Genomic DNA, 20540 nt, shown 5'->3' with positions numbered 1-20540 from the left:
CAGGCCGCTCCGGCTCCGGCGGCCCCGGCCCCGCAGGCACCGCCGGCCCCGGCTCCGCAGCCCGCCGCCCCGGCGCCCGCGCCGGCCCCGGCCGCCGCTCCGGCTGCCCCGGCCGCCGCGCAGCCGGTGGACGACGGCGCCTACGTCACCCCGCTGGTGCGCAAGCTCGCCGCCGAGAACGGCGTCGACCTGTCCACCGTCAAGGGCACCGGCGTCGGTGGCCGTATCCGCAAGCAGGACGTCGTCGCCGCCGCCGAGGCCGCGAAGGCCGCCGCCCCGGCTCCGGCCGCCGCCCCTGCCGCGCCCGCCGCGAAGAAGGCCCCCGTCCTGGAGGCCTCCCCGCTGCGTGGCCAGACCGTCAAGATGCCGCGCATCCGCAAGGTCATCGGCGACAACATGGTCAAGGCGCTGCACGAGCAGGCCCAGCTGTCGTCGGTCGTCGAGGTCGACGTCACCCGTCTGATGAAGCTGCGCGCCCGTGCCAAGGACGCGTTCGCGGCGCGCGAGGGCGTCAAGCTCTCCCCGATGCCGTTCTTCGTCAAGGCCGCGGCCCAGGCCCTCAAGGCCCACGCCCCGGTCAACGCCAAGATCAACGAGGCCGAGGGGACCATCACCTACTTCGACACCGAGAACATCGGTATCGCGGTGGACTCCGAGAAGGGCCTGATGACCCCGGTCATCAAGAACGCCGGTGACCTGAACCTGGCCGGCATCGCCAAGGCGACCGCCGACCTGGCGGGCAAGGTGCGGGCCAGCAAGATCAGCCCGGACGAGCTGGCGGGTGCGACCTTCACCATCAGCAACACCGGTTCGCGCGGCGCGCTGTTCGACACGATCATCGTGCCGCCTGGCCAGGTCGCCATCCTCGGCATCGGTGCCACGGTCAAGCGTCCGGCGGTCATCGAGACGGAGGACGGCCCGGTCATCGGCGTCCGCGACATGACGTACCTGACCCTGTCCTACGACCACCGTCTGGTGGACGGCGCCGACGCCGCCCGCTACCTGACGGCGGTCAAGGCGATCCTGGAGGCGGGCGAGTTCGAGGTCGAGCTCGGCCTGTAGTCCCCCGCGCCCTTGGGCCTGTACGGTGCCCCCGCCCGGAGCTTTCCGGGTGGGGGCACCGCCGTGTTCGGGGCCGGTGTGCCGCCGTTCCCCGGGTGGAGGCATCACCGCGTTCCGGACGGGGCACGCTGTGTAAGTCTCGTCTCACCTGCGTCAAAGCGCCCCCATGCGCCCTTCCCGCCCGCCGCGACGGCCGTATTGTCTAAGCGTCAGTCGCCCCCGGGGTCCGAAGGGGACCCTCCCCGAAGGAGCTCTCATGACCGCGCCCGTCGTCCACTCGCTGCGCGAACAGATCCGCGAGCACATCCTGGAAGGGATCATCAGCGGACGCTGGCAGCCGGGCGAGCGGATCGTGGAGCGGCGGATCGCGACCGAGCTGGAGGTCAGCCAGACGCCGGTGCGGGAGGCGCTGCGGGAGCTGGAGTCGCTGCGGCTGATCGAGTCGGCGCCGAACAAGGGCGTGCGGGTGCGCAACCTGACCGCCGCCGACCTGGAGGAGAGCTACCCCGTCCGGGCCGGCCTGGAGGCGATCGCGGCGGAGCTGGCGGCGGACCGGCTCGCCCTGGACTGCTCGGCCCTGGAGCCGCACGTCGCCGCGCTGTACGAGGCCGACCGGGTCTCCGACGGCACGGGCCAGGTGCGGCACACGGTGGGATTCCACCGCGAACTGGTGCGGGCGGCGGGCAACTCGGTGCTGCTGCACACGTGGGAGGGGCTGGGGATCGAGGTGTTCACGGCGCTGTCGATACGGTGGCTGGGGACGGTGCAGCAGTCGTACGCGGAGGAGCACGAGGAGCTGGTCGCGGCCTTCCGCCGCCGGGACCCCCGCATCCCGGAGATCGTGAAGTCCCACGTCCTGGGCTGCGCGCCGCGCCCCTAGTTCTTCTTCGCCCCCGCCGCCCCTTCCCGTCCCGTCCCAGGGGGCTGCGCCCCCAGGCCCCCGTTCGCGCAGTTCCCCGCGCCCCTGAAGAACGGCGCAGCCGTTCCCAGGGGCGCGGGACTGTATCGATATGCGGCTCCGCCGCGTGGGCGCGATCAACCACGACGCACCCGCAGGCGCCACACAGCGGAACCACCCGAGCCGCACCGCGCTCACCTGCACAAACCCCCAACTTCAAGGTCACCCCGTGCCACCGCCGGAGGCACCGCGTGCCGACTTTCTCGTGATCAAGAGTTTTTGCCCCTCAACCCTTTGATCGATCATCGATCAGGGAGTTACAGTCACAGACGGGCTTCCACCCAAGCCCCAGCCCTGTCCTGCCAAAGACCTAGGGCACCCCCGAACCCTTGCCGATGAGGGAACCCCCTTCGACTGAGGAAGGCGGCGACATGACGACCGACCCCAAAGCCATCCAGCCGAGCGAGCTCGACCAGCTCCCGGACCGCGACCCCGAGGAGACCGCCGAGTGGCAGGCCTCCCTGGACGCCGTCACCCAGGCGGCCGGGCCGCACCGTGCCGCGTACCTGATGCGCCGCACCCTGGAGCGCGCCGAGGGCGCCGGCCTCGCGCTGCCGAAGCTCCTTGAGACGGACTACGTCAACACCATCCCCACCTCCGCCGAGCCCACCGTGGACGGCGACGAGGCGATGGAGCAGCGGATCACCGCCTGGAACCGCTGGAACGCGGCGGCGATGGTGACCCGCGGCAGCAAGTACGGCGTCGGCGGCCACATCGCCACCTTCGCCTCCGCGGCCTGGCTCTACGAGACCGGCTTCAACCACTTCTTCAAGGGCAAGGAGGGTGACGGCTCGGGCGACCAGCTCTACGTCCAGGGCCACGCCTCCCCCGGCATCTACGCCCGCGCCTTCCTCGACGGCCGCCTCAACGAGGAACAGCTCGACAACTTCCGCCGCGAGGCCGGCGGCAACGGCCTGCCGTCCTACCCGCACCCGCGCCGCCTGCCCTGGCTGTGGGAGTTCCCCACCGTCTCCATGGGTCTCGGTCCGATCTCCGCGATCTACCAGGCGCGGTTCAACCGCTACCTGACCAGCCGCGGCATCAAGGACCTGACCAACTCCCACGTGTGGGCGTTCCTCGGTGACGGCGAGATGGACGAGCCGGAGTCCACCACCGCGCTCACCCTCGCCTCCCGCGAGGGCCTGGACAACCTGACCTTCGTCATCAACTGCAACCTGCAGCGCCTCGACGGTCCGGTCCGCGCCAACTTCAAGATCGTGCAGGAGCTGGAGGCCCTGTTCCGGGGCTCCGGCTGGAACGTGATCAAGTCGCTCTGGGGCACCGCCTGGGACGAGCTGTTCCAGCTCGACACCACCGGCGCGCTCGTACGCCGCCTGCGCGAGGTACCGGACGCGCAGGTGCAGACGTACCAGACGCGCGACGCCGCCTACATCCGCGAGGACTTCTTCAACAAGGACCCGCAGCTCGCCGAGATGGCGAAGCTCCTGTCCGACGACAAGATCCTCGACTGCTTCCACTTCTCCCGCGGCGGTCACGAGTCCCGCAAGGTGTACGCCGCGTACAAGGCCGCGCTCGCCCACAAGGGCGCGCCGACCGTGATCCTGGCCCAGACGGTCAAGGGCCACACCCTCGGCACCGGCTTCGCGTCGAAGAACGCCAACCACCAGATGAAGAAGCTCTCGGTGGACGAGTTCAAGGACATGCGCGACCTGCTCGGCCTGCCGATCGCGGACAGCGCCTTCGCCGACGGCGTGGTCCCCTACGGCCACCCGGGCGCCGACTCCCCCGAGGTGCGCTACCTCCAGGAGCGCCGCGCCGCCCTCGGCGGTCCGGCCCCGGCCCGCCGGGTCCACCCGCTCGCGCCGCTGCCCGCTCCCGCCGACAAGGCGTTCGCCTCCTTCGACAAGGGCTCCGGCTCGCAGAACGTCGCGACGACCATGGCCTTCGTCCGGCTGGTCAAGGACCTGGTCCGGGACAAGGAGACCGGCAAGCGCTGGGTGCCGATCGTCCCCGACGAGGCGCGCACCTTCGGCATGGAGAGCCTCTTCCCGTCCCTGGGCATCTACTCGCCCAAGGGCCAGACGTACGAGCCGGTCGACCGCGACCAGCTGATGTACTACAAGGAAGCCAAGAACGGCCAGATCCTCAACGAGGGAATCACCGAGGCCGGCTCGATGGCCGACTTCATCGCCGCGTCGACCGCGTACGCGACGCACGGCGAGGCGATGATCCCGTTCTACATCTTCTACTCGATGTTCGGCTGGCAGCGCACGGCCGACCAGATGTGGCAGCTCGGCGACCAGCTCGGCCGCGGCTTCCTGGTGGGCGCCACCGCGGGCCGCACCACCCTCACCGGTGAGGGCCTCCAGCACGCGGACGGCCACTCCCCGGCCATCGCGGCGACCAACCCGGCCGCGCTCTCCTACGACCCGGCGTTCGCGTACGAGATCGCGGCGATCGTCAAGGACGGCCTGCGCCGCATGTACGGCGAGGCGGCCCCGGGCGAGGACCCGAACGTCTTCTACTACCTGACGGTCTACAACGAGCCGATGCCGCAGCCGGCCAAGCCGTCCGGGGTGGACGAGGGCATCGTCAAGGGCCTGTACCGCTTCAACACGGCGGAGACGGCGGGCCTGACCCCGGCCGCGAACGCCCCGCGCATCCAGCTGCTCGGCTCCGGCACGGCGATCCACTGGACGCTCAAGGCCCAGCAGCTGCTCGCCGAGGAGTGGGGCGTGGCCGCCGACGTGTGGTCCGCGACCTCCTGGACGGAGCTGCGCCGGGACGCCATGGACGCCGACGCGGCGCTGCTGCGCGGCGAGGAGCGGGTGCCGTACGTCCGCCAGGCGCTCCAGGGCGCCGAGGGTCCCGTCCTCGCGGTCTCCGACTACATGCGCCAGGTCCCGGACCAGATCGCGCAGTGGGTCGAGCAGGACTACTCGTCGCTCGGTGCCGACGGCTTCGGCCTGTCGGACACCCGCGACGCCGCCCGCCGCCACTTCGGCGTGGACGCCGAGTCCATCGTGGTCGCGGCCCTGGCCCAGCTCGCCCGGCGCGGCGAGGTCAAGGCGACGGCCGTGAAGGAGGCGCGCGAGCGCTACGGCCTGTAGAGGCGAGTCACGAACGGAAGGCCCCCGCACCGGCGGGGGCCTTCCGCGTCTCCTGCATCATGTGGGGATGCGTGCTGCCCGCCTCATCAAAATGGTGCTGCTCCTCCAGTCCCGCCCGACGATGACCGCCGCCGAGCTGGCCCGGGAGCTGGAGGTGTCGGAGCGGACCGTGACACGGGACGCGCAGGCGCTGTCGGAGGCGGGCGTGCCGGTGTACGCGGAGCGCGGCCGGGCCGGCGGCTACCGCCTCGTCGGCGGCTACCGCACCCGGCTGACCGGGCTCGCCCGGGGCGAGGCGGAGGCGCTGTTCCTGTCCGGGGTCCCCGGGGCGCTGCGCGAGATGGGCCTGGAGGACGCGGCGTCGGCGGCCCGCCTGAAGGTGTCGGCGGCCCTGCTCCCCTCCCTGCGGGACGCCTCCCGTACGGCGGCCCAGCGGTTCCACCTGGACGCGCCGAACTGGTTCCGGGAGCCGGAGACGCCCGAACTGCTGCCCGCGGTGGCGGACGCGGTCTGGGACGACCGGCGCGTCACCGCGCGCTACCGGCGCGGGACGGACGAGGTCGTCCGCGAGCTGGAGCCGTACGGCCTCGTCCTGAAGGCCGGGGTCTGGTACGTGTGCGCGCGAGTGGCCGGGGCGGCCGGCGACGGCCCCTTCCGCGTCTACCGCATCGACCGGTTCGCGGCGGTGGAGGCGGGCGAGGAACGTTTCACCCGGGACGACGGCTTCGACCTGCCCGCGTTCTGGGCGGAGCGGGCCGAGCAGTTCGCGCGGTCGATCCTGCGGGCCGAGGTCGTGGTGCGGCTCTCGGAGCGGGGCGTGCGGGCGCTGCCGTACGCGGTCGACGCGCCGGCGGCCCGGGAGGCGCTGGAGGGCGCGGGGGCGCCGGACGCGGAGGGGTGGGTGACGGTGACGCTGCCGGTGGAGTCGGAGGACGTCGCGCACACGCAGCTCAGGGCGCTCGGGCCGGAGGTGGAGGTGTTGGCGCCGGCGGCCCTGCGGGTGCGCTTCGCGCGGGACGCGGGGAGGTTGGCGGGGTTGTACGGGGACTGAGCGCCGGTCTGTGGCGACCCGGCGTGGGTGTGGCCGCGGGGGTGGGGAGCGCGGCCCGGCGCTTACGGGGTGCCGCCGCGCCCACCCGTGCCGCCCCAGCGGCACGACTGCCCGCGGCGGCGCGCGGCCGGCGACTGCCCGCAGCTAGGGCCGGTGGCGACGCGGCGGGAGAGCCGCGTACGGCGGGAAGGGGACGTGGCGGGGGGTGTTCGCCCGCAGCGGTTGGCGCGTCAACGCCCCGAGCCTCTGTCAGCACCCGATTCCGCGCCGTTCCGAGGACGAACACCCCCCGGCGCGGCCCCGACCCACCACCCCACGCACCGCGCTACGCGCACCCCCACCAAAGCCGCAGCGGCGCCGCAGGCATCCCGCACCCCCACCACCCCGCACAGGCGCCGCAGGCACCCCGCAGATAACGATCCGCCGCACTCCACGTGCGCCGCCCCCGCCCAGGACCGATGCTGGACCCGTGATGGACGAGACGGAGTTCTGGGAGCTGATCGACGCCGCCCGGCAGCGCGCCGACGGCGACCCCGAGGACCAGGCCGACCTGCTCGTGGACCGGCTGCTCGGTATGGACCCGGACCTGGTGCTCGACTTCGCCCGCCACTTCGAGGCCCGCTACAACCGCGCCTGCACCTGGGACGTGTGGGGTGCCGCGTGGATCCTGCTCGGCGGAGCCAGCGACGACGCCTTCGACTACTTCCGCTGCTGGCTGATCGGCCAGGGCCGCGAGGTGTACGAGGGCGCGGTGCACGAGCCCGACTCGCTCGCCGAACTGCTGGACGACTTCGACGAGGAGCTGGACGGCGACGGCGAGGAGCTGGGCTACGCGGCCGACGAGGCCTACGAGCAGCTCACCGGCACCGTCGCCCCCGACCTGGGCATCGCGCCCGCGCCCGCCGAACCGCTGGGCACCCCGATCGACCTGGAGGACGACCGCGCCCTCGCCGAACGCCTGCCCCGCCTGTGGACGAGGTTCGGACCGGAGTGAGACGCGCAGCCCGCCCGGACGGTCAGACCCGCCCCTGGAGTCGCGCCGCCGCGTCCCTGATGTCACCGAGGCGCGCGCTGAGCGCGGCCCCCGGGCAGCTCGTCGCGTAGCCGTCGTCGTGGCCCGCGACGGCGGGCAGCCTCGCGGTGGCACCCGCGGCGAAGCGGCTGAGGCCGTTGCTGGAGACCAGGGCGACCTGCGCGCGGGGGTCGGTGCCGGTCTCGCCGAGCTTCCAGGCGGCGACGGCGGCGATCGCGTCGGTCAGTTCGTCGGGCACGGGCACCCCGGCGGTGTAGGTGCCGAGGGCGGCGATCCCGGTGGTGCGGTGGTTGAACCCCTGGGTGTGGGCGCCGGTGACGGGCCGGTCGATGCCGCCGGCGCGGCCCTCGTAGACGGTGCCGCAGCGGTCGACGACGAAGTTGTAGCCGATGTCGTCCCAGTCCCGGGCGCCGGTCTGGCCCTGGTACACCCCGCGGAGTATGGCCGGCACGTCGGCGCAGTCGTAGCCGTTCGGCGTGTCCGTGTGGTGGACGAAGACGGCGACGACCTTGTCGTCGTAGCGCGGCGCGGGCTGGGCACGGGCGGCGTCGCCCAGCCAGACCGACCGGGGCACGATGTCGGGCCGGGGCGCCGCGTACCGGTCGGCGGCGGCCGGTACGGCGTCGGCGTCGGCGTCGGCCGCCCGCTCCACACCGTTCGCGCACAGGAAGAGCGCGGCGACGGCGGCCAGCCCCGGCAGGGCACCGAGCAGCGCCCGCACCGCGGTCGGCATGCGGCCGGCACCAGACCCACGGCCCGCACCGGATAGACGGGCGGCACCGGATAGACGGGCGGCACCGGATAGACGGGCGGCACCGGATATACGGTCGCGCCGCCCCTCCCGCGCCCGGGCCCGGCGCGGCCCTCGGAAGACTCGCATGGTCCCACTGTCCGGCGGATCCGCTCTGTCCGCGATGTGTGCTGTGCCACCCGGTGGAACCATCGTCCCGGTGCAGGGCGTTTCAGGGTTGACCGCACACGTTGGCTCGCACGGGTGGCCGCTTTTCGGACAGACGTGCGCCTCAGGCTGATCAGCACCCCGGTACGGCACGTACTGAGGATCCCGGGCTCCGGCAGAAAGGCGGTTCGCGTGGACCTGCTCGACATCGTGCTGGCGCTGGTGGTGCTGGCCTACGCGGCTTCCGGATACCGGCGCGGCCTGGTCGCCGGCTGTGTGTCGCTGGCCGGCTTCGTGGGCGGTGCGGCACTCGGCGTGTGGGTCCTGCCGTGGATGACGGACCTGGTGGACCGGGGCTCGACGGCGGCGACGGCGGTCGCGGTGGTCACCGTACTGCTGCCGGCCATGGTGGGCCACGAGCTGGCGGGACGCCTCGCGCTGCGACTGCGCCGGGAGCTGGACGCAGGCCCGCTCCGGATCGCGGACGGGGTCGGCGGCGCGGTGGCGAACTCGGCGGCGGCGCTGATCGTGGCGTGGGTGGCGGCGAGCGTGCTCGCGGCCTCCTCGTCCTCGCTGCTCACCTCGGCGATCCGGGACTCGTCGCTGCTGGGCGCGGTGCAGCGGGTGATGCCGGACACCACCCCGGCGTGGTTCTCGGGAGCGACGTCCGCACTGGCCGACGCGGGGTTCCCGCAGGTCTTCAACCCGTTCGAGAACGAGTCGGCCGCCGAGGTCGCCGAGCCCTCCGGCGACAGCGTCACGCCCGCGGCCACCCGCGCGGCCACGCGCAGCACGGTGAAGGTGGAGGGCGTGAGCGGCACCCAGGGCCGCGAGGGCAGCGGCTTCGTGTACGCGCCGGAGCACGTGATGACCAACGCCCACGTGGTGGCCGGCATCGACGCCCCGACCGTGCGGATCGGCGGCGTGGGCCCGGCGTACGAGGCGCGGGTGGTGCTGTTCGACCCGGACAAGGACGTGGCCGTGCTGTACGTCCCGGACCTGAGCGCGCCGGTGCTGCGGTTCGACGAGGACGCCGCGCGGGGCGACGCCGCGGTGGTGGCGGGCTATCCGCAGAACGGCGACCTGGATCTGCGGGCGGCGACGGTGGCCAACCGGGTCCGCGCCACCGGCCAGAACATCTACAACGACGAGAACGTCACCCGGGAGATCTACTCGATCCGCTCCACGGTCCGCCCCGGCAACTCGGGCGGACCGCTGCTGACCACCGACGGCCGGGTGTACGGCGTGGTGTTCGCCCGTTCCACCTCCGACGCGCAGACCGGCTACGTGCTGACGGCGGCCGAGGTGGCCCCCGAGGCACGCGACGCGGCGGACGCCACCCGGGCGGTGGACACGGGCGAGCCCGTCACGTCGTGAGAGCGCCCTCGGCCCGGCCGTCCGGCCCGGTCAGCATCTGCCCCATCAGCACGTCGTCGACGTACTGCCCGTCGAGGAGGAACTCCTCCGGCTGCACGCCCTCGACGACGAAGCCCTCCGACTCGTAGAGCCCCCGCGCGGCCGTGTTGTGACCGAGGACCCGCAGCGTGATGCGGCGGAAACCCTCGCCCCGGGCCTCCTCCACGGCGGCCCGGACCAGCGCCCGCCCCACGCCGTGACCGCGGGCGGCGCCGGCGACGGCGAGGCCGCGGATCTGACGGACGTGGGTGTTGGAGGCCAACGGGGTGGGGAAACCGAGGCGGACGTAGCCGACGACGGCGCCGTCGAGTTCGGCGACCAGGTGGGCCTCGGGCCCGCAGATGTCCCGGAAGAAGGGGTCGTCCGGTCCCGGCGGGGGTGAGACGGCGTGCAGGTGGGACCAGGTCTCGAGGTCGATCCGGCGCAGCGGCTGCTCGTCCTGGGACCTGGCGCGGCGTATGTGCGGGGCTGGCATGACGATCACTGTACGACGCGGTGCCGGGGACCGTTCCACGGATTTCTCCGGGCCACCCGGCAGGATGGGCCCATGGACGAGGGACGCGTGAACGGCGGGCACATGGACGGACGCACCGGCAGGGCCCGTTCCCGCATCGCGGTGGCCGGCGCGTCCGGTCTGATCGGCGGCGCCCTGGCGCGGTCGCTGACCGCGGACGGGCACCGGGTGGTGCGCCTGGTGCGGCGCGCGCCCGAGGGCGCGGACGAGGTCCGCTGGGACCCCGAGAACGGGCAGGTGGACGCCGCCGGGCTGGAGGGCTGCGACGCGGTGGTCAACCTGGCCGGGGCCGGGGTGGGCGACCGCCGCTGGACCGACGCGTACAAGACCCGTATCCGCAGCAGCCGGGTGCACGGCACGACGGCGCTCGCGGAGGCCGTCGCGGCGATGGAGCGGCCGCCGCGGGTCTTCGTGAACGGCAGCGCGATGGGCTACTACGGGGAGACCGGCGACCGTCCCGTGGACGAGAGCGCACCGCCGGGCGAGGGCTTCCTGCCGGGCCTGTGCGTGGAGTGGGAGGCCGCGGCGGCTCCGGCGCAGGAAGCGGGCGTGCGGACGGTGTTCCCGCGCACCGGTCTGGTTGTCGCGCGCGGGGGCGGCGCCTGGGGCCGGCTCTTCCCGCTCTTCCGGGCGGGGCTCGGCGGACGGCTGGGCGACGGGTCGCAGTACTGGTCCTTCGTCGCCCTGCACGACGAGGTGGCGGCGATCCGGCACCTCATGGACCGGGACGACCTGTCCGGCCCCTTCAACCTGACCGCCCCGCGGCCGGTGACGAACCGTGAGGTGACGGTGGCCATGGGCCGGGTGCTGCACCGCCCGGCGCCGTTCGCCGTGCCCGCGCCGGTCCTGCGGGCGGTGCTCGGCGAGATGGCGGGCGACGTCCTCGGCAGCGCCCGGGTCCTGCCGGCCCGCCTCCTGGAGTCGGGCTTCCGCTTCGCGTTCCCGGAGATCGACGGAGCGATCCGGGCGGCGCTGTAGGCACGCCCGGCGCCGCACACCGACCGCACACCGGCCGCCGCACATCGACCGAGCACGACCGCACATGACCGAGCACGACCGCAAGAGACCACGTCTCCCCCATTCGCGACCACTATGCGACCACCGTGCGACCGTGTGCTTCCTCCGCGCGACTCCCGTTGTCCGTTCCGGGCCCTAACCTCGTCTCGAACTCGGGTATTCCTCAAGCCTGTTGGGGGCATGACGTCTCCAGCGGCCGCGCAACCTCGAGGAGGGGCACGTGCTTGAGCCCGCGTACCAGGCGGACGTCGTCGTCGTGGGGGCCGGGATCGCCGGACTCGCCGCGGCGCAACGGCTGACCAGCGCAGGAGTGACGACCACGGTCCTGGAGGCCGCCCATGCGGTGGGCGGCCGGATGGCCACCGAGAAGGTCGACGGTTTCCGGCTCGACAGAATCGGACAGTTGCTGTCCACGGCGTATCCCGAACTGCACAGCACCCCCGGGCTTGACGGCCTCGCGCTGCTGCCCTTCGCCCCCGGGGTCCTGCTGCACAGCGAGGGCCGCCACCACCGCGCGGGCGCCCCGGCGGGCGTACGGAGCGCACGGGGCGCACTCCACGCGGTGCGCGCCCTGGCGAGCGCCCCCCGCTCGATGCCCGCGCCCCGCGCCCGCGCCGGGGCCCCGCTCGGCACCGCCGTGGACCAGGCCCGGCTCGGTGCCGCGCTGGCCCGGCTCGCGCACACACCGGCCGAACGGCTGCTGGCCCGGCCGGAGCTGCCCGCCGCCCGGGCACTGGCGGCGCGTGGCCTGCCGGCCCGCACGATCGACGGCTTCCTGCGCCCACTGCTCGCCGCGCTGCTGTACGACCCGGACCTGACCACGTCCAGCCGATGCGCGGACCTCGCGCTGCGGGCCTTCGCCGGCGGGCGGCTCGCACTGCCGGAGGGCGGCGCCGAGGCCCTGCCGGAGCACATGGCGCGCTCGCTGCCGCCGGGCACCGTGCACACCGGGGTCCGCGTCACCTCGGTCGCGACCAACGCGGTGACCACCGCGGAGCACGGGGTCGTCCGCTGCCGGGCCGTCCTGGTGGCGACCGACGCCCGCGCGGCGGCCGAGCTGCTGCCGGGGCTGAGGGTGCCGGACTTCCACCCGGTGACGGTGGTCCACCACACGACCGACGAACCGACGGGCACCGGGGCGGCCCTGCTGCTCGACGCCGACCGGGGCGGCCCGGTCGCCCACACGGCCCAGGTCAGCCAGGTGGACCCGTCCCGCGCGCCCGCCGGACGCACCCTCGTCTCGTCGACGGTCCTCGGCCCGCCCCCGGCCGACCTCGACACCGCCGTACGCATGCACCTGTCCCGCCTCTACGGCACCCCGACCACCCGCTGGGAGACCCTCGCGGTGCACCACACGCCCGAGGCGGTGCCCGCGATGCGCCCGCCGCACGATCCACGCAGGCCGGTACGGCTGCTGGCCGGGCTGTACGTGTGCGGCGACCACCGCGACACCAGCACCGCCCAGGGCGCGCTGCACTCGGGCCACCGGGCGTCGGCGGCGATCCTGACCGACCTGGGCGCGGGCCGCCCGATGCACTCCGCGGAGCCGACCGCGACGGCCCACGCGGCCTAGGCCGGGGACAGGTCCTACCCCAGGGCGGCCACCTTGTCCCGGTACCCCCGTACCGGGGCGGCGTCCCGGTAGGGCTCCAGGCGGCGTTCGAAGTCGCGGACGTACTCCGCGGCCCGCACCGAGCGCATCTCGGCCGCCTGCCCCGCCGCCTCGGCGGCCAGCTGGCAGGCCTGGTCCAGCTCGCCGAGACCGAGCCGTGCGGTGGCGAGGACGATCCGGCAGAACAGCCGGCTGCGGGCGTAGACGGGGGCGCGCAGTTGCAGCGAGCGTTCCGCGTGCTGGGCGGCGGCGCGGAACTGCTGCAGGTCGCGGTGGCAGTGCCCGAACTCGTCGGCGAGTTGCGCCTCGTCGAAGAAGCGCGCCCAGTGCGGCACCTCGTCGCCCGGCCGGGCGGCCGCCAGCGCCCGCTCGGCCCGGACCAGGGCCGCGGTGCAGGCCCGCACCTCGCCGAGCAGGCCGTGCGCCCGCGCCTCGGCGGCGTGCAGCAGGGTCTGCACGACCGGCGGCGCGGAGGACCCCACGCCCTGCTGCGCCACCCGGGCGAGCTGCACGGCCTCCCGCCCGTGGCCCAGGTAGACGGCCTGCCGGCTCATGGTGACCAGCACGTACGAGCCGTACGCCCGGTCAGCCGCCGCCTGCGACAGCCGCAGCGCCTGCACGAAGTACCGCTGGGCGAGACCGTGCGCGGCGATGTCGTACGAGGTCCAGCCCGCGAGCCGGGTGAGGTCGGCGGCGGCCGCGAAGAGGCGCCGGCCGGTCTGCTCGCCGTAGGTGCCGCGGAGCATCGGCTCCAGCTCGTGCTCCAGGTAGCGCACCAGGGCCTGGCGGGCGTGTCCGCCGCCGTACCGGTCGTCGAGGCTGCGGAACAGCTCGCCGACCGAGCGCAGCGCCGCCAGGTCGCCGCCGCTGACCTTCTGGCCGGGGCCGCGCTCGGCGGAGGGGCGGCGCCTGGCCGGGTCGAGCGGGACGGCGAGCCTGGGGCCCGCGGGGCGGCCCTGCGCGGGGATCCGGACGGGTACCTCGGTGCGGGCCACCTTCTCGTCGGCGCGGCCGATCAGCCAGTCCCGGCTTGGCACGACGAGCCCGGCCGGGGTGAAGGCGATCTTCCGCAGCTCGGCGTGGCTGCCGGAGTCCTTGCGCCACAGCCCGCCGACGATGTCGACCGCCTCCTCCGGGCTCCCGGCGAACTCCAGGCCCGCGTAGACGGGCGCGCAGGCGTCCAGGCCGAGGTCCTGGGCGGTCAGGCGGCGGCCCAGACGCCGGGTGAAGACCTCGGCGATCAGGGCCGGGGTGGTGCCGCGGGGCTGCTGGCCGCGCAGCCACCGGGTGACGGACGTCTTGTCGTATCTCAGGTCCAGGCCGTGTTCGAGTCCGAGCTGGTCGACGCGACGCGCGAGACCCGCGTTCGAGAACCCCGCTTCGGCGATGAGCGCGGCGAGCTGGCGGTTGGGGGTGCGCTGCGCGGGTCGTTCCGTCATGGTGCGGTGCGGTCTCCTGCCTTCCGGGCGTTCGAAGTGCCCGGAGCGCCTGTGAGCAGCCCTTATGGCCTCGTGAACGGCGTGAATGTAGCGGAGAGTAAGCACCCGATCGCACAATTCGCCCAGCATTCATCCGATCGTGTGAGGATTGCCCGCCCGGCTGACGACGCCCGGGCGGTCGTACAGTGGCGTGGGCACGCTTCGTGCCTTACGACCTTGCAGGGAGGCACGTGCCGTGAGTGAGCTGCGCTTCGTCCGGATGGGGTTCGGTGCCGAACGCGTCGAGTACCAGGAGGCGTGGGACGAACAGCGCCGGGTGCACGCCGCGCGGTTCGTCGACGAGGTCCCCGACACCGTGCTGCTCCTCGAACACCCGCCGGTCTACACCGCCGGCCGGCGGACCGAGGACAGCGAGCGGCCGCTGGACGGCACCCCGGTGATCGACGTGGACCGCGGCGGCAAGATCACCTGGCACGGCCCGGGCCAGCTGGTGGGCTACCCCATCCAGAAGCTCCCGCGCCCGGTCGACGTGGTGGCCCACGTCCGCCGCCTGGAGGAGGCCCTGATCCGCACCTGCGCGGAGTTCGGCCTGGAGACCTCCCGGGTGGAGGGCCGCAGCGGCGTCTGGGTCCTCGGCGACCCGGTCGAGCAGCGCCCGAAGCTCGGCGGCCTGTCCCTGGACTTCGACCCGCGGCTGACGGACGAGGAGTTCGATCCCCGCCTCAACGGCCCCGACTACGCCCCGTCCAACGCCGGCCAGCGCCGCGAGGACCGCAAGATCGCCGCCATCGGCATCCGGGTCGCCAAGGGCGTCACGATGCACGGCTTCGCGCTGAACGTGAACCCCGACAACAAGTGGTTCGACAGGATCATCCCCTGCGGCATCCGCGACGCGGGCGTCGCCTCCCTGGCGAACGAACTCGGCCGCGACGTGACCATCGAGGAGGTCCTCCCGGTCGCCGAACGCCACCTCCGGGACGTCCTGGAGAACGCGGAACTGAAGCCGAGGGTCATCGAGAAGGCCCCGGCGGCATAAATCCAGCCCGGCGGCACGAATCCAGCGCCGGGGGGCATAAATCCAGCCCGTCCGGCGTTTGAGGACGAGGCCCGTTCAGGGCCGAAGCGGGGGCCCGGGGGCGGCAGCCCCCGGCAGGGCCAGCACCAACGCCGACCAACAAATCAACGGGCGTACCCTGAAGAACGCCGAAGAATCAAACGCTAGGGAGCCGGTCGTGTCCGCAGTCGCACCCGACGGACGCAAGATGCTGCGCCTGGAGGTCCGCAACAGCCAGACCCCCATCGAGCGCAAGCCCGAGTGGATCAAGACCCGGGCGAAAATGGGCCCCGAATACACCAAGATGCAGAACCTCGTGAAGAGCGAGGGCCTGCACACGGTCTGCCAGGAAGCCGGCTGTCCCAACATCTACGAGTGCTGGGAGGACCGCGAGGCGACCTTCCTCATCGGCGGCGACCAGTGCACCCGGCGCTGTGACTTCTGCCAGATCGACACCGGCAAGCCCGAGGCGCTCGACCGCGACGAGCCGCGCCGCGTCGGCGAGTCCGTGGTCACGATGGACCTGAACTACGCCACCATCACCGGCGTCGCCCGCGACGACCTCCCGGACGGCGGCGCGTGGCTGTACGCGGAGACGGTGCGCCAGATCCACCAGCAGACCGCCGACCGCGAGGCCGGCCGCACCAAGGTCGAGCTGCTGGCCCCCGACTTCAACGCGGTGCCCGAGCTGCTCCGGGAGGTCTTCGACTCCCGCCCCGAGGTCTTCGCGCACAACGTCGAGACGGTCCCGCGGATCTTCAAGCGCATCCGCCCCGGCTTCCGCTACGAGCGCTCCCTGAAGGTCATCACGGACGCCCGCGACTACGGCCTCGTCACCAAGTCGAACCTGATCCTCGGTATGGGCGAGACCCGTGAGGAGATCAGCGAGGCGCTGAAGCAGCTGCACGAGGCCGGCTGCGAGCTGATCACCATCACGCAGTACCTGCGCCCGTCCGTGCGCCACCACCCGGTGGAGCGCTGGGTCAAGCCGCAGGAGTTCGTGGAGCTGCAGGAGGAGGCCGAGCAGATCGGTTTCTCCGGCGTGATGTCGGGCCCGCTGGTCCGCTCGTCGTACCGGGCCGGACGGCTCTACGGGATGGCCATGGAGCAGCGCAGGTCCGCCACCGTGTGAATTCCCGCACAAGTCACTACTGGCCAGTAATGGCCGATACGCCGCGGTCCCGACCGTCCTCGCTGATGAGGACACCGGTCGGGGCCGCGCGCCCGTTCCGGGACCCGGCGACGCGACTTCATGTCCGTTTGACCGGCGGGTCACGCCCTGGTAACACCAATCAGTGACCCTGGAATCACAGCACGTACACCACCGCGTACACCCGTCTCCGTACCCGGAGCCGTACCGAGGGGGGACCTCCACGATGCAGGCCGCGCCCGCCCGTGCCACCGCAGTCCGCGCCACCACCGTCCGCGCCACCGCCATCCCGTCGTTCACCACCGCCCTGCGGGCCGTCGAGTCGCTGCTGATGAGCGGCGGCCAGCGCACCGCCCGGCGCAACGCGTGGAACTCCGTCCTCGAGGACCGCCGCCGGGCCAAGGACCGGATCGAAACGGAGCGCGCCCTGCGGCAGTCCGTCGCCGGCCGCCCCTGAGCCCGCCCCCGGCCCTCCCGCCTCCCCGCCCGCCGGGCACTGCCGTCGTCGGCGCTTTCGGGGGCACGTAGACTTCGTGCCATGGCGAGGAAGGAACCTGCAGCGGACGCTGCGAATCCCGGGCGACTGAAGCAGATCGCTCTGACCTACAAGATGACCCGCAAGGCCGACAAGAAGATCGGTCTTGTGCTCGCGGGTGTCGGCATCGTCGTCTTCGGTGTCCTCCTCGCGATCGGTTTCTGGATCGGTCACCCCATCTATCTCGGCATCCTGGGCGTGCTGCTCGCCTTCCTCGCGACGGCGATCGTCTTCGGGCGCCGGGCCGAGCGGGCGGCCTTCGGCCAGATGGAGGGACAGCCGGGCGCGGCGGCGGCCGTACTGGACAACATCGGCCGGGGCTGGACGACGACCCCCGCGGTGGCGATGAACCGCAACCAGGACGTGGTGCACCGCGCGGTCGGCAAGGCCGGCATCGTGCTGGTCGCGGAGGGCAACCCGAACCGGGTGAAGTCCCTGCTCGCGGCCGAGAAGAAGAAGATGAACCGCATCGTCGCCGACGTCCCCGTGCACGACCTGCTCGTGGGCACCGGCGAGGGCCAGGTCGAGCTGAAGAAGCTGCGCACGACCATGCTCAAGCTCCCCCGCGTGCTGAGCGGCCCGCAGGTCACCGTGACCAACGACCGGCTGCGCGCCCTGGGCGACCTGATGAGCAACATGCCGCTGCCGAAGGGCCCGATGCCCAAGGGCATGCGGATGCCCCGCGGCGGCAACCCCAAGCAGCGCTGACCCGCAGGACTCCGGAACGCCGGTACGGCGATGGGGGCGGCCCGATCACTCGGGCCGCCCCCATCGCCGTACCGGCGTCGTGCCGCTCGCCGTACCGGCGTCGTGCCGCGCGAGACGTGAGGCGCGCGGCGGGTCAGATCCGGATTTCCACCGTGCGCGCCAGCCGGTCGTGCAGGCCCCGGCCGTCGCGGTCCCAGATCAGCGCCGGGAGGGCGAGGCACAGCAGGACCGAGCGCAGCAGGGCACGCAGCGGGCTGGGGCGGCCGGTGGCGAGGTCCACGACGCGCAGGCCCAACAGGCGCTTGCCCGGGGTGAAGCCGACCGTGCCGACGGTCAGCACGCTCAGCACGAAGAAGATCAGCAGCGCCCAGTTGCTCGCCGTCTGCCCGTAGCTGCCCGTGATCAGGCCGTATGCGATCAGGGAGCACAGGGCCCAGTCGACGGCCAGCGCGCCGAGCCGCCTGCCCGGGCGGGCGATCGAACCCGGTCCGTCCTCGGGCAGACCGAGCTGCTCGCCGCGGTGTCCGAGATCGGCGCCGGCCTCTTCCACGGCCGCGCGAGGGCCGGAGAGCCACGAGCCGATTGCTTGCCTGTTGTCCACCCGACCACGGTACTGCGCCCGTATACGCACCTGGAACGGCGGGGTGTGCGGACCCCCGATCCGGCCTAGGCTGGGCAGGGAGCCGGTTAACTTCTGCGAAACAAATGGGTCACGCCCGAGAAATCACCCGTCCTTAGGGTCGACGCAGCGTGTGCCACCCGCACTGGCCGCACGAACGATCTACCAACCCGGCGGGACGGTCGGGAGTAGGAGGAGCTGGATGTTCCAGAACGCCGACGACGTCAAGAAGTTCATCGCGGACGAGGACGTCAAGTTCGTCGATGTCCGGTTCTGCGACCTGCCGGGCGTCATGCAGCACTTCACGCTGCCCGCCACGGCGTTCGACCCCGACGCCGAGCAGGCCTTCGACGGATCCTCGATCCGCGGCTTCCAGGCCATCCACGAGTCGGACATGTCCCTGCGCCCCGACCTGTCCACTGCGCGCGTCGACCCGTTCCGCCGGGACAAGACCCTCAACATCAACTTCTTCATCCACGACCCGATCACGGGCGAGCAGTACTCCCGCGACCCGCGGAACGTGGCGAAGAAGGCCGAGGCGTACCTGGCCTCCACGGGCATCGCCGACACGGCGTTCTTCGGTCCCGAGGCCGAGTTCTACGTCTTCGACTCCGTCCGCTTCGCCACCCGCGAGAACGAGTCCTTCTACCACATCGACTCCGAGGCCGGCGCCTGGAACACCGGTGCCCTGGAGGACAACCGCGGTTACAAGGTCCGTTACAAGGGCGGCTACTTCCCGGTCCCGCCGGTCGACCACTTCGCCGACCTGCGCGCCGAGATCTCCCTGGAGCTGGAGCGGTCCGGCCTCCAGGTCGAGCGCCAGCACCACGAGGTGGGCACGGCGGGTCAGGCGGAGATCAACTACAAGTTCAACACGCTGCTCGCCGCCGCCGACGACCTCCAGCTCTTCAAGTACATCGTGAAGAACGTGGCCTGGAAGAACGGCAAGACGGCGACCTTCATGCCGAAGCCGATCTTCGGTGACAACGGTTCGGGCATGCACGTCCACCAGTCGCTGTGGTCGGGCGGCGAGCCGCTCTTCTACGACGAGCAGGGCTACGCCGGCCTGTCGGACACCGCCCGCTACTACATCGGCGGCATCCTCAAGCACGCCCCGTCGCTGCTGGCCTTCACCAACCCGACGGTGAACTCGTACCACCGCCTGGTGCCGGGCTTCGAGGCGCCGGTCAACCTGGTGTACTCGCAGCGCAACCGCTCGGCCGCGATGCGGATCCCGATCACGGGCTCGAACCCGAAGGCCAAGCGCGTCGAGTTCCGCGCCCCGGACGCCTCCGGCAACCCGTACCTGGCCTTCTCGGCCCTGCTGCTCGCGGGCCTGGACGGCATCAAGAACAAGATCGAGCCGGCCGAGCCGATCGACAAGGACCTCTACGAGCTGGCTCCCGAGGAGCACGCGAACGTGGCGCAGGTCCCGACCTCGCTGGGCGCGGTCCTGGACCGCCTGGAGGCCGACCACGAGTTCCTGCTCCAGGGCGACGTCTTCACGCCGGACCTGATCGAGACGTGGATCGACTTCAAGCGCGCCAACGAGATCGCGCCGCTGCAGCTGCGTCCGCACCCGCACGAGTTCGAGATGTACTTCGACGTGTGATCGACCCGTCGACCGGTGAACCGACCGGCCGACCGGCGCCCCCGTCCCCGTGTCCCGGGGGCGGGGGCGCCGTCGTGGATGGCCGAAAACCCTTCACAGGGTGCGGGCGGGCCGGGATCATGTCTACTGACACGGTTGTTCGAGTCGGATGGACGTCGGGGGGACGGGGAGAGTGCCGGAGATGCCGGATCGTGAGAACGAGGAGCGCGAGTACGACCTGAGGTGGGCGGACGGCGCCGAGCACAAGGAACCGTCGGCGCGGGCCCGGATGCTCGCCGCGCGCTGGAAGGAGAACCCTCCCGGTCCGGTCCCCTTCCGCGCCGACCCCGACCACAGGGGCTCCGGGCGCCGGTCGTCGTGGGTGTCCACCGTCGTGGTCCTCGGCTGCGTCGCCGCGGTGATCGTGCTGCTCGGTTACATCAACTTCCGGGCGCCCTACTAGAGCCCGTCCGGTGCCCCGGTCTCAGCGGAACGCGGTGACGTTGCGGGCGGCCCAGTCGGCGAAGGGACGCGGGGCACGGCCCAGAACCCGTTCGACGTCCGGGCTGACGCGCTGCTCGTCCGGGCTCGGGTTGCCGAGGATGTCCAGGGTGTCGTCGGCCAGCTCCGCCGGCATGCTCCGGGCCATGGCGGACCTGGCCTCGTCGCGGGTCAGCTCGTGGAAGGCCACGGGCGAGCCGAGCGCTGCCGCGATGGCCTCCGTCTGCCCGCGCGGAGTGATCACCTCCGGGCCGGTCAGCTCGTACGCGCCGCCGGTGTAACGGTCCTCCAGCAGGCAGGCCGCCGCCACC

19 protein-coding genes are annotated in these 20540 nt (G+C 72.7%); 14 read left to right on the top strand and 5 right to left on the bottom strand.

Features of this window, described 5'->3' with window-relative positions; genetic code table 11:
• The 5 genes from sucB to IE258_RS39645 all read left to right on the top strand — a co-directional run.
• A partial coding sequence (gene sucB / locus IE258_RS39665; RefSeq protein ID WP_189750644.1) for a 2-oxoglutarate dehydrogenase, E2 component, dihydrolipoamide succinyltransferase occupies window positions 1-1062 on the top strand: 1062 nt, incomplete at its 5' end.
• 256 nt (window positions 1063-1318) lie between these two features.
• A complete protein-coding gene (locus tag IE258_RS39660) occupies window positions 1319-1942 on the top strand; it encodes a GntR family transcriptional regulator (RefSeq protein WP_003976633.1) in 624 nt (207 codons plus the stop codon).
• 449 nt (window positions 1943-2391) lie between these two features.
• Complete coding sequence (gene aceE, locus IE258_RS39655; protein ID WP_189750643.1) at window positions 2392-5091, top strand: pyruvate dehydrogenase (acetyl-transferring), homodimeric type; 2700 nt, start codon at window positions 2392-2394, stop codon at window positions 5089-5091.
• Between the two features lie 67 nt (window positions 5092-5158).
• Window positions 5159-6142: a helix-turn-helix transcriptional regulator gene (locus tag IE258_RS39650; protein ID WP_189750642.1), complete on the top strand. Its 984-nt coding sequence runs from the start codon at window positions 5159-5161 to the stop codon at window positions 6140-6142.
• A 472-nt stretch (window positions 6143-6614) separates the two neighbouring features.
• Entirely contained in the window at window positions 6615-7136 is a 522-nt protein-coding gene (locus IE258_RS39645; protein ID WP_159329219.1) for a DUF4240 domain-containing protein, read from the top strand.
• A gap of 22 nt (window positions 7137-7158) precedes the next feature.
• Here IE258_RS39645 and IE258_RS39640 read toward each other — a convergent pair whose 3' ends face one another.
• Entirely contained in the window at window positions 7159-7908 is a 750-nt protein-coding gene (locus tag IE258_RS39640) for a peptidoglycan recognition protein family protein (protein ID WP_189750641.1), read from the bottom strand.
• Window positions 7909-8265: 357 nt separating this feature from the next.
• Between IE258_RS39640 and IE258_RS39635 the strand changes: the two genes are divergently transcribed.
• Window positions 8266-9450, top strand: a complete 1185-nt coding sequence (locus IE258_RS39635) for a MarP family serine protease (protein WP_189750640.1) — start codon at window positions 8266-8268, stop codon at window positions 9448-9450.
• Here IE258_RS39635 and IE258_RS39630 read toward each other — a convergent pair.
• Complete coding sequence (locus IE258_RS39630; protein WP_189750639.1) at window positions 9440-9964, bottom strand: GNAT family N-acetyltransferase; 525 nt, start codon at window positions 9962-9964, stop codon at window positions 9440-9442. The genes IE258_RS39635 and IE258_RS39630 overlap by 11 nt on opposite strands.
• 72 nt (window positions 9965-10036) lie before the next feature.
• Between IE258_RS39630 and IE258_RS39625 the strand changes: the two genes are divergently transcribed.
• Window positions 10037-10981, top strand: coding sequence for a TIGR01777 family oxidoreductase (locus IE258_RS39625; RefSeq protein ID WP_189750638.1), 945 nt, complete (start codon window positions 10037-10039; stop codon window positions 10979-10981).
• Window positions 10982-11240: 259 nt separating this feature from the next.
• A complete protein-coding gene (locus IE258_RS39620) occupies window positions 11241-12593 on the top strand; it encodes an NAD(P)/FAD-dependent oxidoreductase (protein WP_189750637.1) in 1353 nt (450 codons plus the stop codon).
• Window positions 12594-12607: 14 nt separating this feature from the next.
• On the opposite strand, the gene IE258_RS39615 is transcribed toward IE258_RS39620, so the two are convergent.
• Window positions 12608-14071 carry an NsdA family TPR-like regulatory protein gene (locus IE258_RS39615; protein WP_159329205.1) on the bottom strand — a complete coding sequence of 488 codons (1464 nt, stop codon included), beginning with the start codon at window positions 14069-14071 and terminating at the stop codon, window positions 12608-12610.
• Between the two features lie 235 nt (window positions 14072-14306).
• Here IE258_RS39615 and lipB point away from each other — a divergent pair, with 235 nt between their 5' ends.
• The 4 genes from lipB to IE258_RS39595 all read left to right on the top strand — a co-directional run bounded on the left by lipB (window position 14307) and on the right by IE258_RS39595 (window position 17518).
• A complete protein-coding gene (lipB, locus tag IE258_RS39610; RefSeq protein ID WP_189750636.1) occupies window positions 14307-15107 on the top strand; it encodes a lipoyl(octanoyl) transferase LipB in 801 nt (266 codons plus the stop codon).
• Window positions 15108-15303: 196 nt separating this feature from the next.
• Window positions 15304-16257 (top strand): lipoyl synthase, encoded by a 954-nt coding sequence (gene lipA, locus IE258_RS39605; RefSeq protein ID WP_123623539.1) that lies wholly within the window; start codon window positions 15304-15306, stop codon window positions 16255-16257.
• Window positions 16258-16501: 244 nt separating this feature from the next.
• A complete protein-coding gene (locus IE258_RS39600; RefSeq protein ID WP_127893509.1) occupies window positions 16502-16732 on the top strand; it encodes an SCO2195 family GlnR-regulated protein in 231 nt (76 codons plus the stop codon).
• A gap of 81 nt (window positions 16733-16813) precedes the next feature.
• On the top strand, window positions 16814-17518 hold the full coding sequence (locus IE258_RS39595) for a DUF4191 domain-containing protein (RefSeq protein ID WP_159329202.1): 705 nt from the start codon (window positions 16814-16816) through the stop codon (window positions 17516-17518).
• Between the two features lie 133 nt (window positions 17519-17651).
• On the opposite strand, the gene IE258_RS39590 is transcribed toward IE258_RS39595, so the two are convergent.
• Window positions 17652-18119, bottom strand: a complete 468-nt coding sequence (locus IE258_RS39590; protein WP_189750635.1) for an RDD family protein — start codon at window positions 18117-18119, stop codon at window positions 17652-17654.
• A 220-nt stretch (window positions 18120-18339) separates the two neighbouring features.
• Between IE258_RS39590 and glnA the strand changes: the two genes are divergently transcribed.
• Together glnA and IE258_RS39580 are read left to right on the top strand one after the other, a co-directional pair.
• On the top strand, window positions 18340-19749 hold the full coding sequence (gene glnA, locus IE258_RS39585; protein ID WP_003976617.1) for a type I glutamate--ammonia ligase: 1410 nt from the start codon (window positions 18340-18342) through the stop codon (window positions 19747-19749).
• 181 nt (window positions 19750-19930) lie between these two features.
• Window positions 19931-20191: an SCO2583/SCO2584 N-terminal domain-containing protein gene (locus IE258_RS39580; protein ID WP_189750634.1), complete on the top strand. Its 261-nt coding sequence runs from the start codon at window positions 19931-19933 to the stop codon at window positions 20189-20191.
• A 21-nt stretch (window positions 20192-20212) separates the two neighbouring features.
• Here IE258_RS39580 and IE258_RS39575 read toward each other — a convergent pair.
• Window positions 20213-20540: Rossmann-fold NAD(P)-binding domain-containing protein (locus tag IE258_RS39575; RefSeq protein ID WP_506417441.1), on the bottom strand; the 328-nt coding region annotated here is incomplete at its 5' end.

The sequence above is a fragment of the Streptomyces tendae genome (genome assembly GCF_014650435.1).
Taxonomy (GTDB): Bacteria; Actinomycetota; Actinomycetes; order Streptomycetales; family Streptomycetaceae; genus Streptomyces; species Streptomyces tendae.
The sequence above is the reverse complement of the archived record's forward strand: the minus strand, read 5'-3'. Positions and strand labels throughout refer to the sequence as shown.

Bases quoted from the DNA above. Each gene is read 5' to 3' on its own strand.
- IE258_RS39660 (WP_003976633.1), top strand. From the start codon at position 1,319: ATGACCGCGCCCGTCGTCCACTCGCTGCGCGAACAGATCCGCGAGCAC.
- aceE (WP_189750643.1), top strand. From the start codon at position 2,392: ATGACGACCGACCCCAAAGCCATCCAGCCGAGCGAGCTCGACCAGCTC.
- IE258_RS39650 (WP_189750642.1), top strand. From the start codon at position 5,159: ATGCGTGCTGCCCGCCTCATCAAAATGGTGCTGCTCCTCCAGTCCCGC.
- IE258_RS39645 (WP_159329219.1), top strand. From the start codon at position 6,615: ATGGACGAGACGGAGTTCTGGGAGCTGATCGACGCCGCCCGGCAGCGC.
- IE258_RS39640 (WP_189750641.1), bottom strand. From the start codon at position 7,908: ATGCCGACCGCGGTGCGGGCGCTGCTCGGTGCCCTGCCGGGGCTGGCC.
- IE258_RS39630 (WP_189750639.1), bottom strand. From the start codon at position 9,964: ATGCCAGCCCCGCACATACGCCGCGCCAGGTCCCAGGACGAGCAGCCG.
- IE258_RS39625 (WP_189750638.1), top strand. From the start codon at position 10,037: ATGGACGAGGGACGCGTGAACGGCGGGCACATGGACGGACGCACCGGC.
- IE258_RS39615 (WP_159329205.1), bottom strand. From the start codon at position 14,071: ATGACGGAACGACCCGCGCAGCGCACCCCCAACCGCCAGCTCGCCGCG.
- IE258_RS39600 (WP_127893509.1), top strand. From the start codon at position 16,502: ATGCAGGCCGCGCCCGCCCGTGCCACCGCAGTCCGCGCCACCACCGTC.
- IE258_RS39595 (WP_159329202.1), top strand. From the start codon at position 16,814: ATGGCGAGGAAGGAACCTGCAGCGGACGCTGCGAATCCCGGGCGACTG.
- glnA (WP_003976617.1), top strand. From the start codon at position 18,340: ATGTTCCAGAACGCCGACGACGTCAAGAAGTTCATCGCGGACGAGGAC.
- IE258_RS39580 (WP_189750634.1), top strand. From the start codon at position 19,931: ATGCCGGATCGTGAGAACGAGGAGCGCGAGTACGACCTGAGGTGGGCG.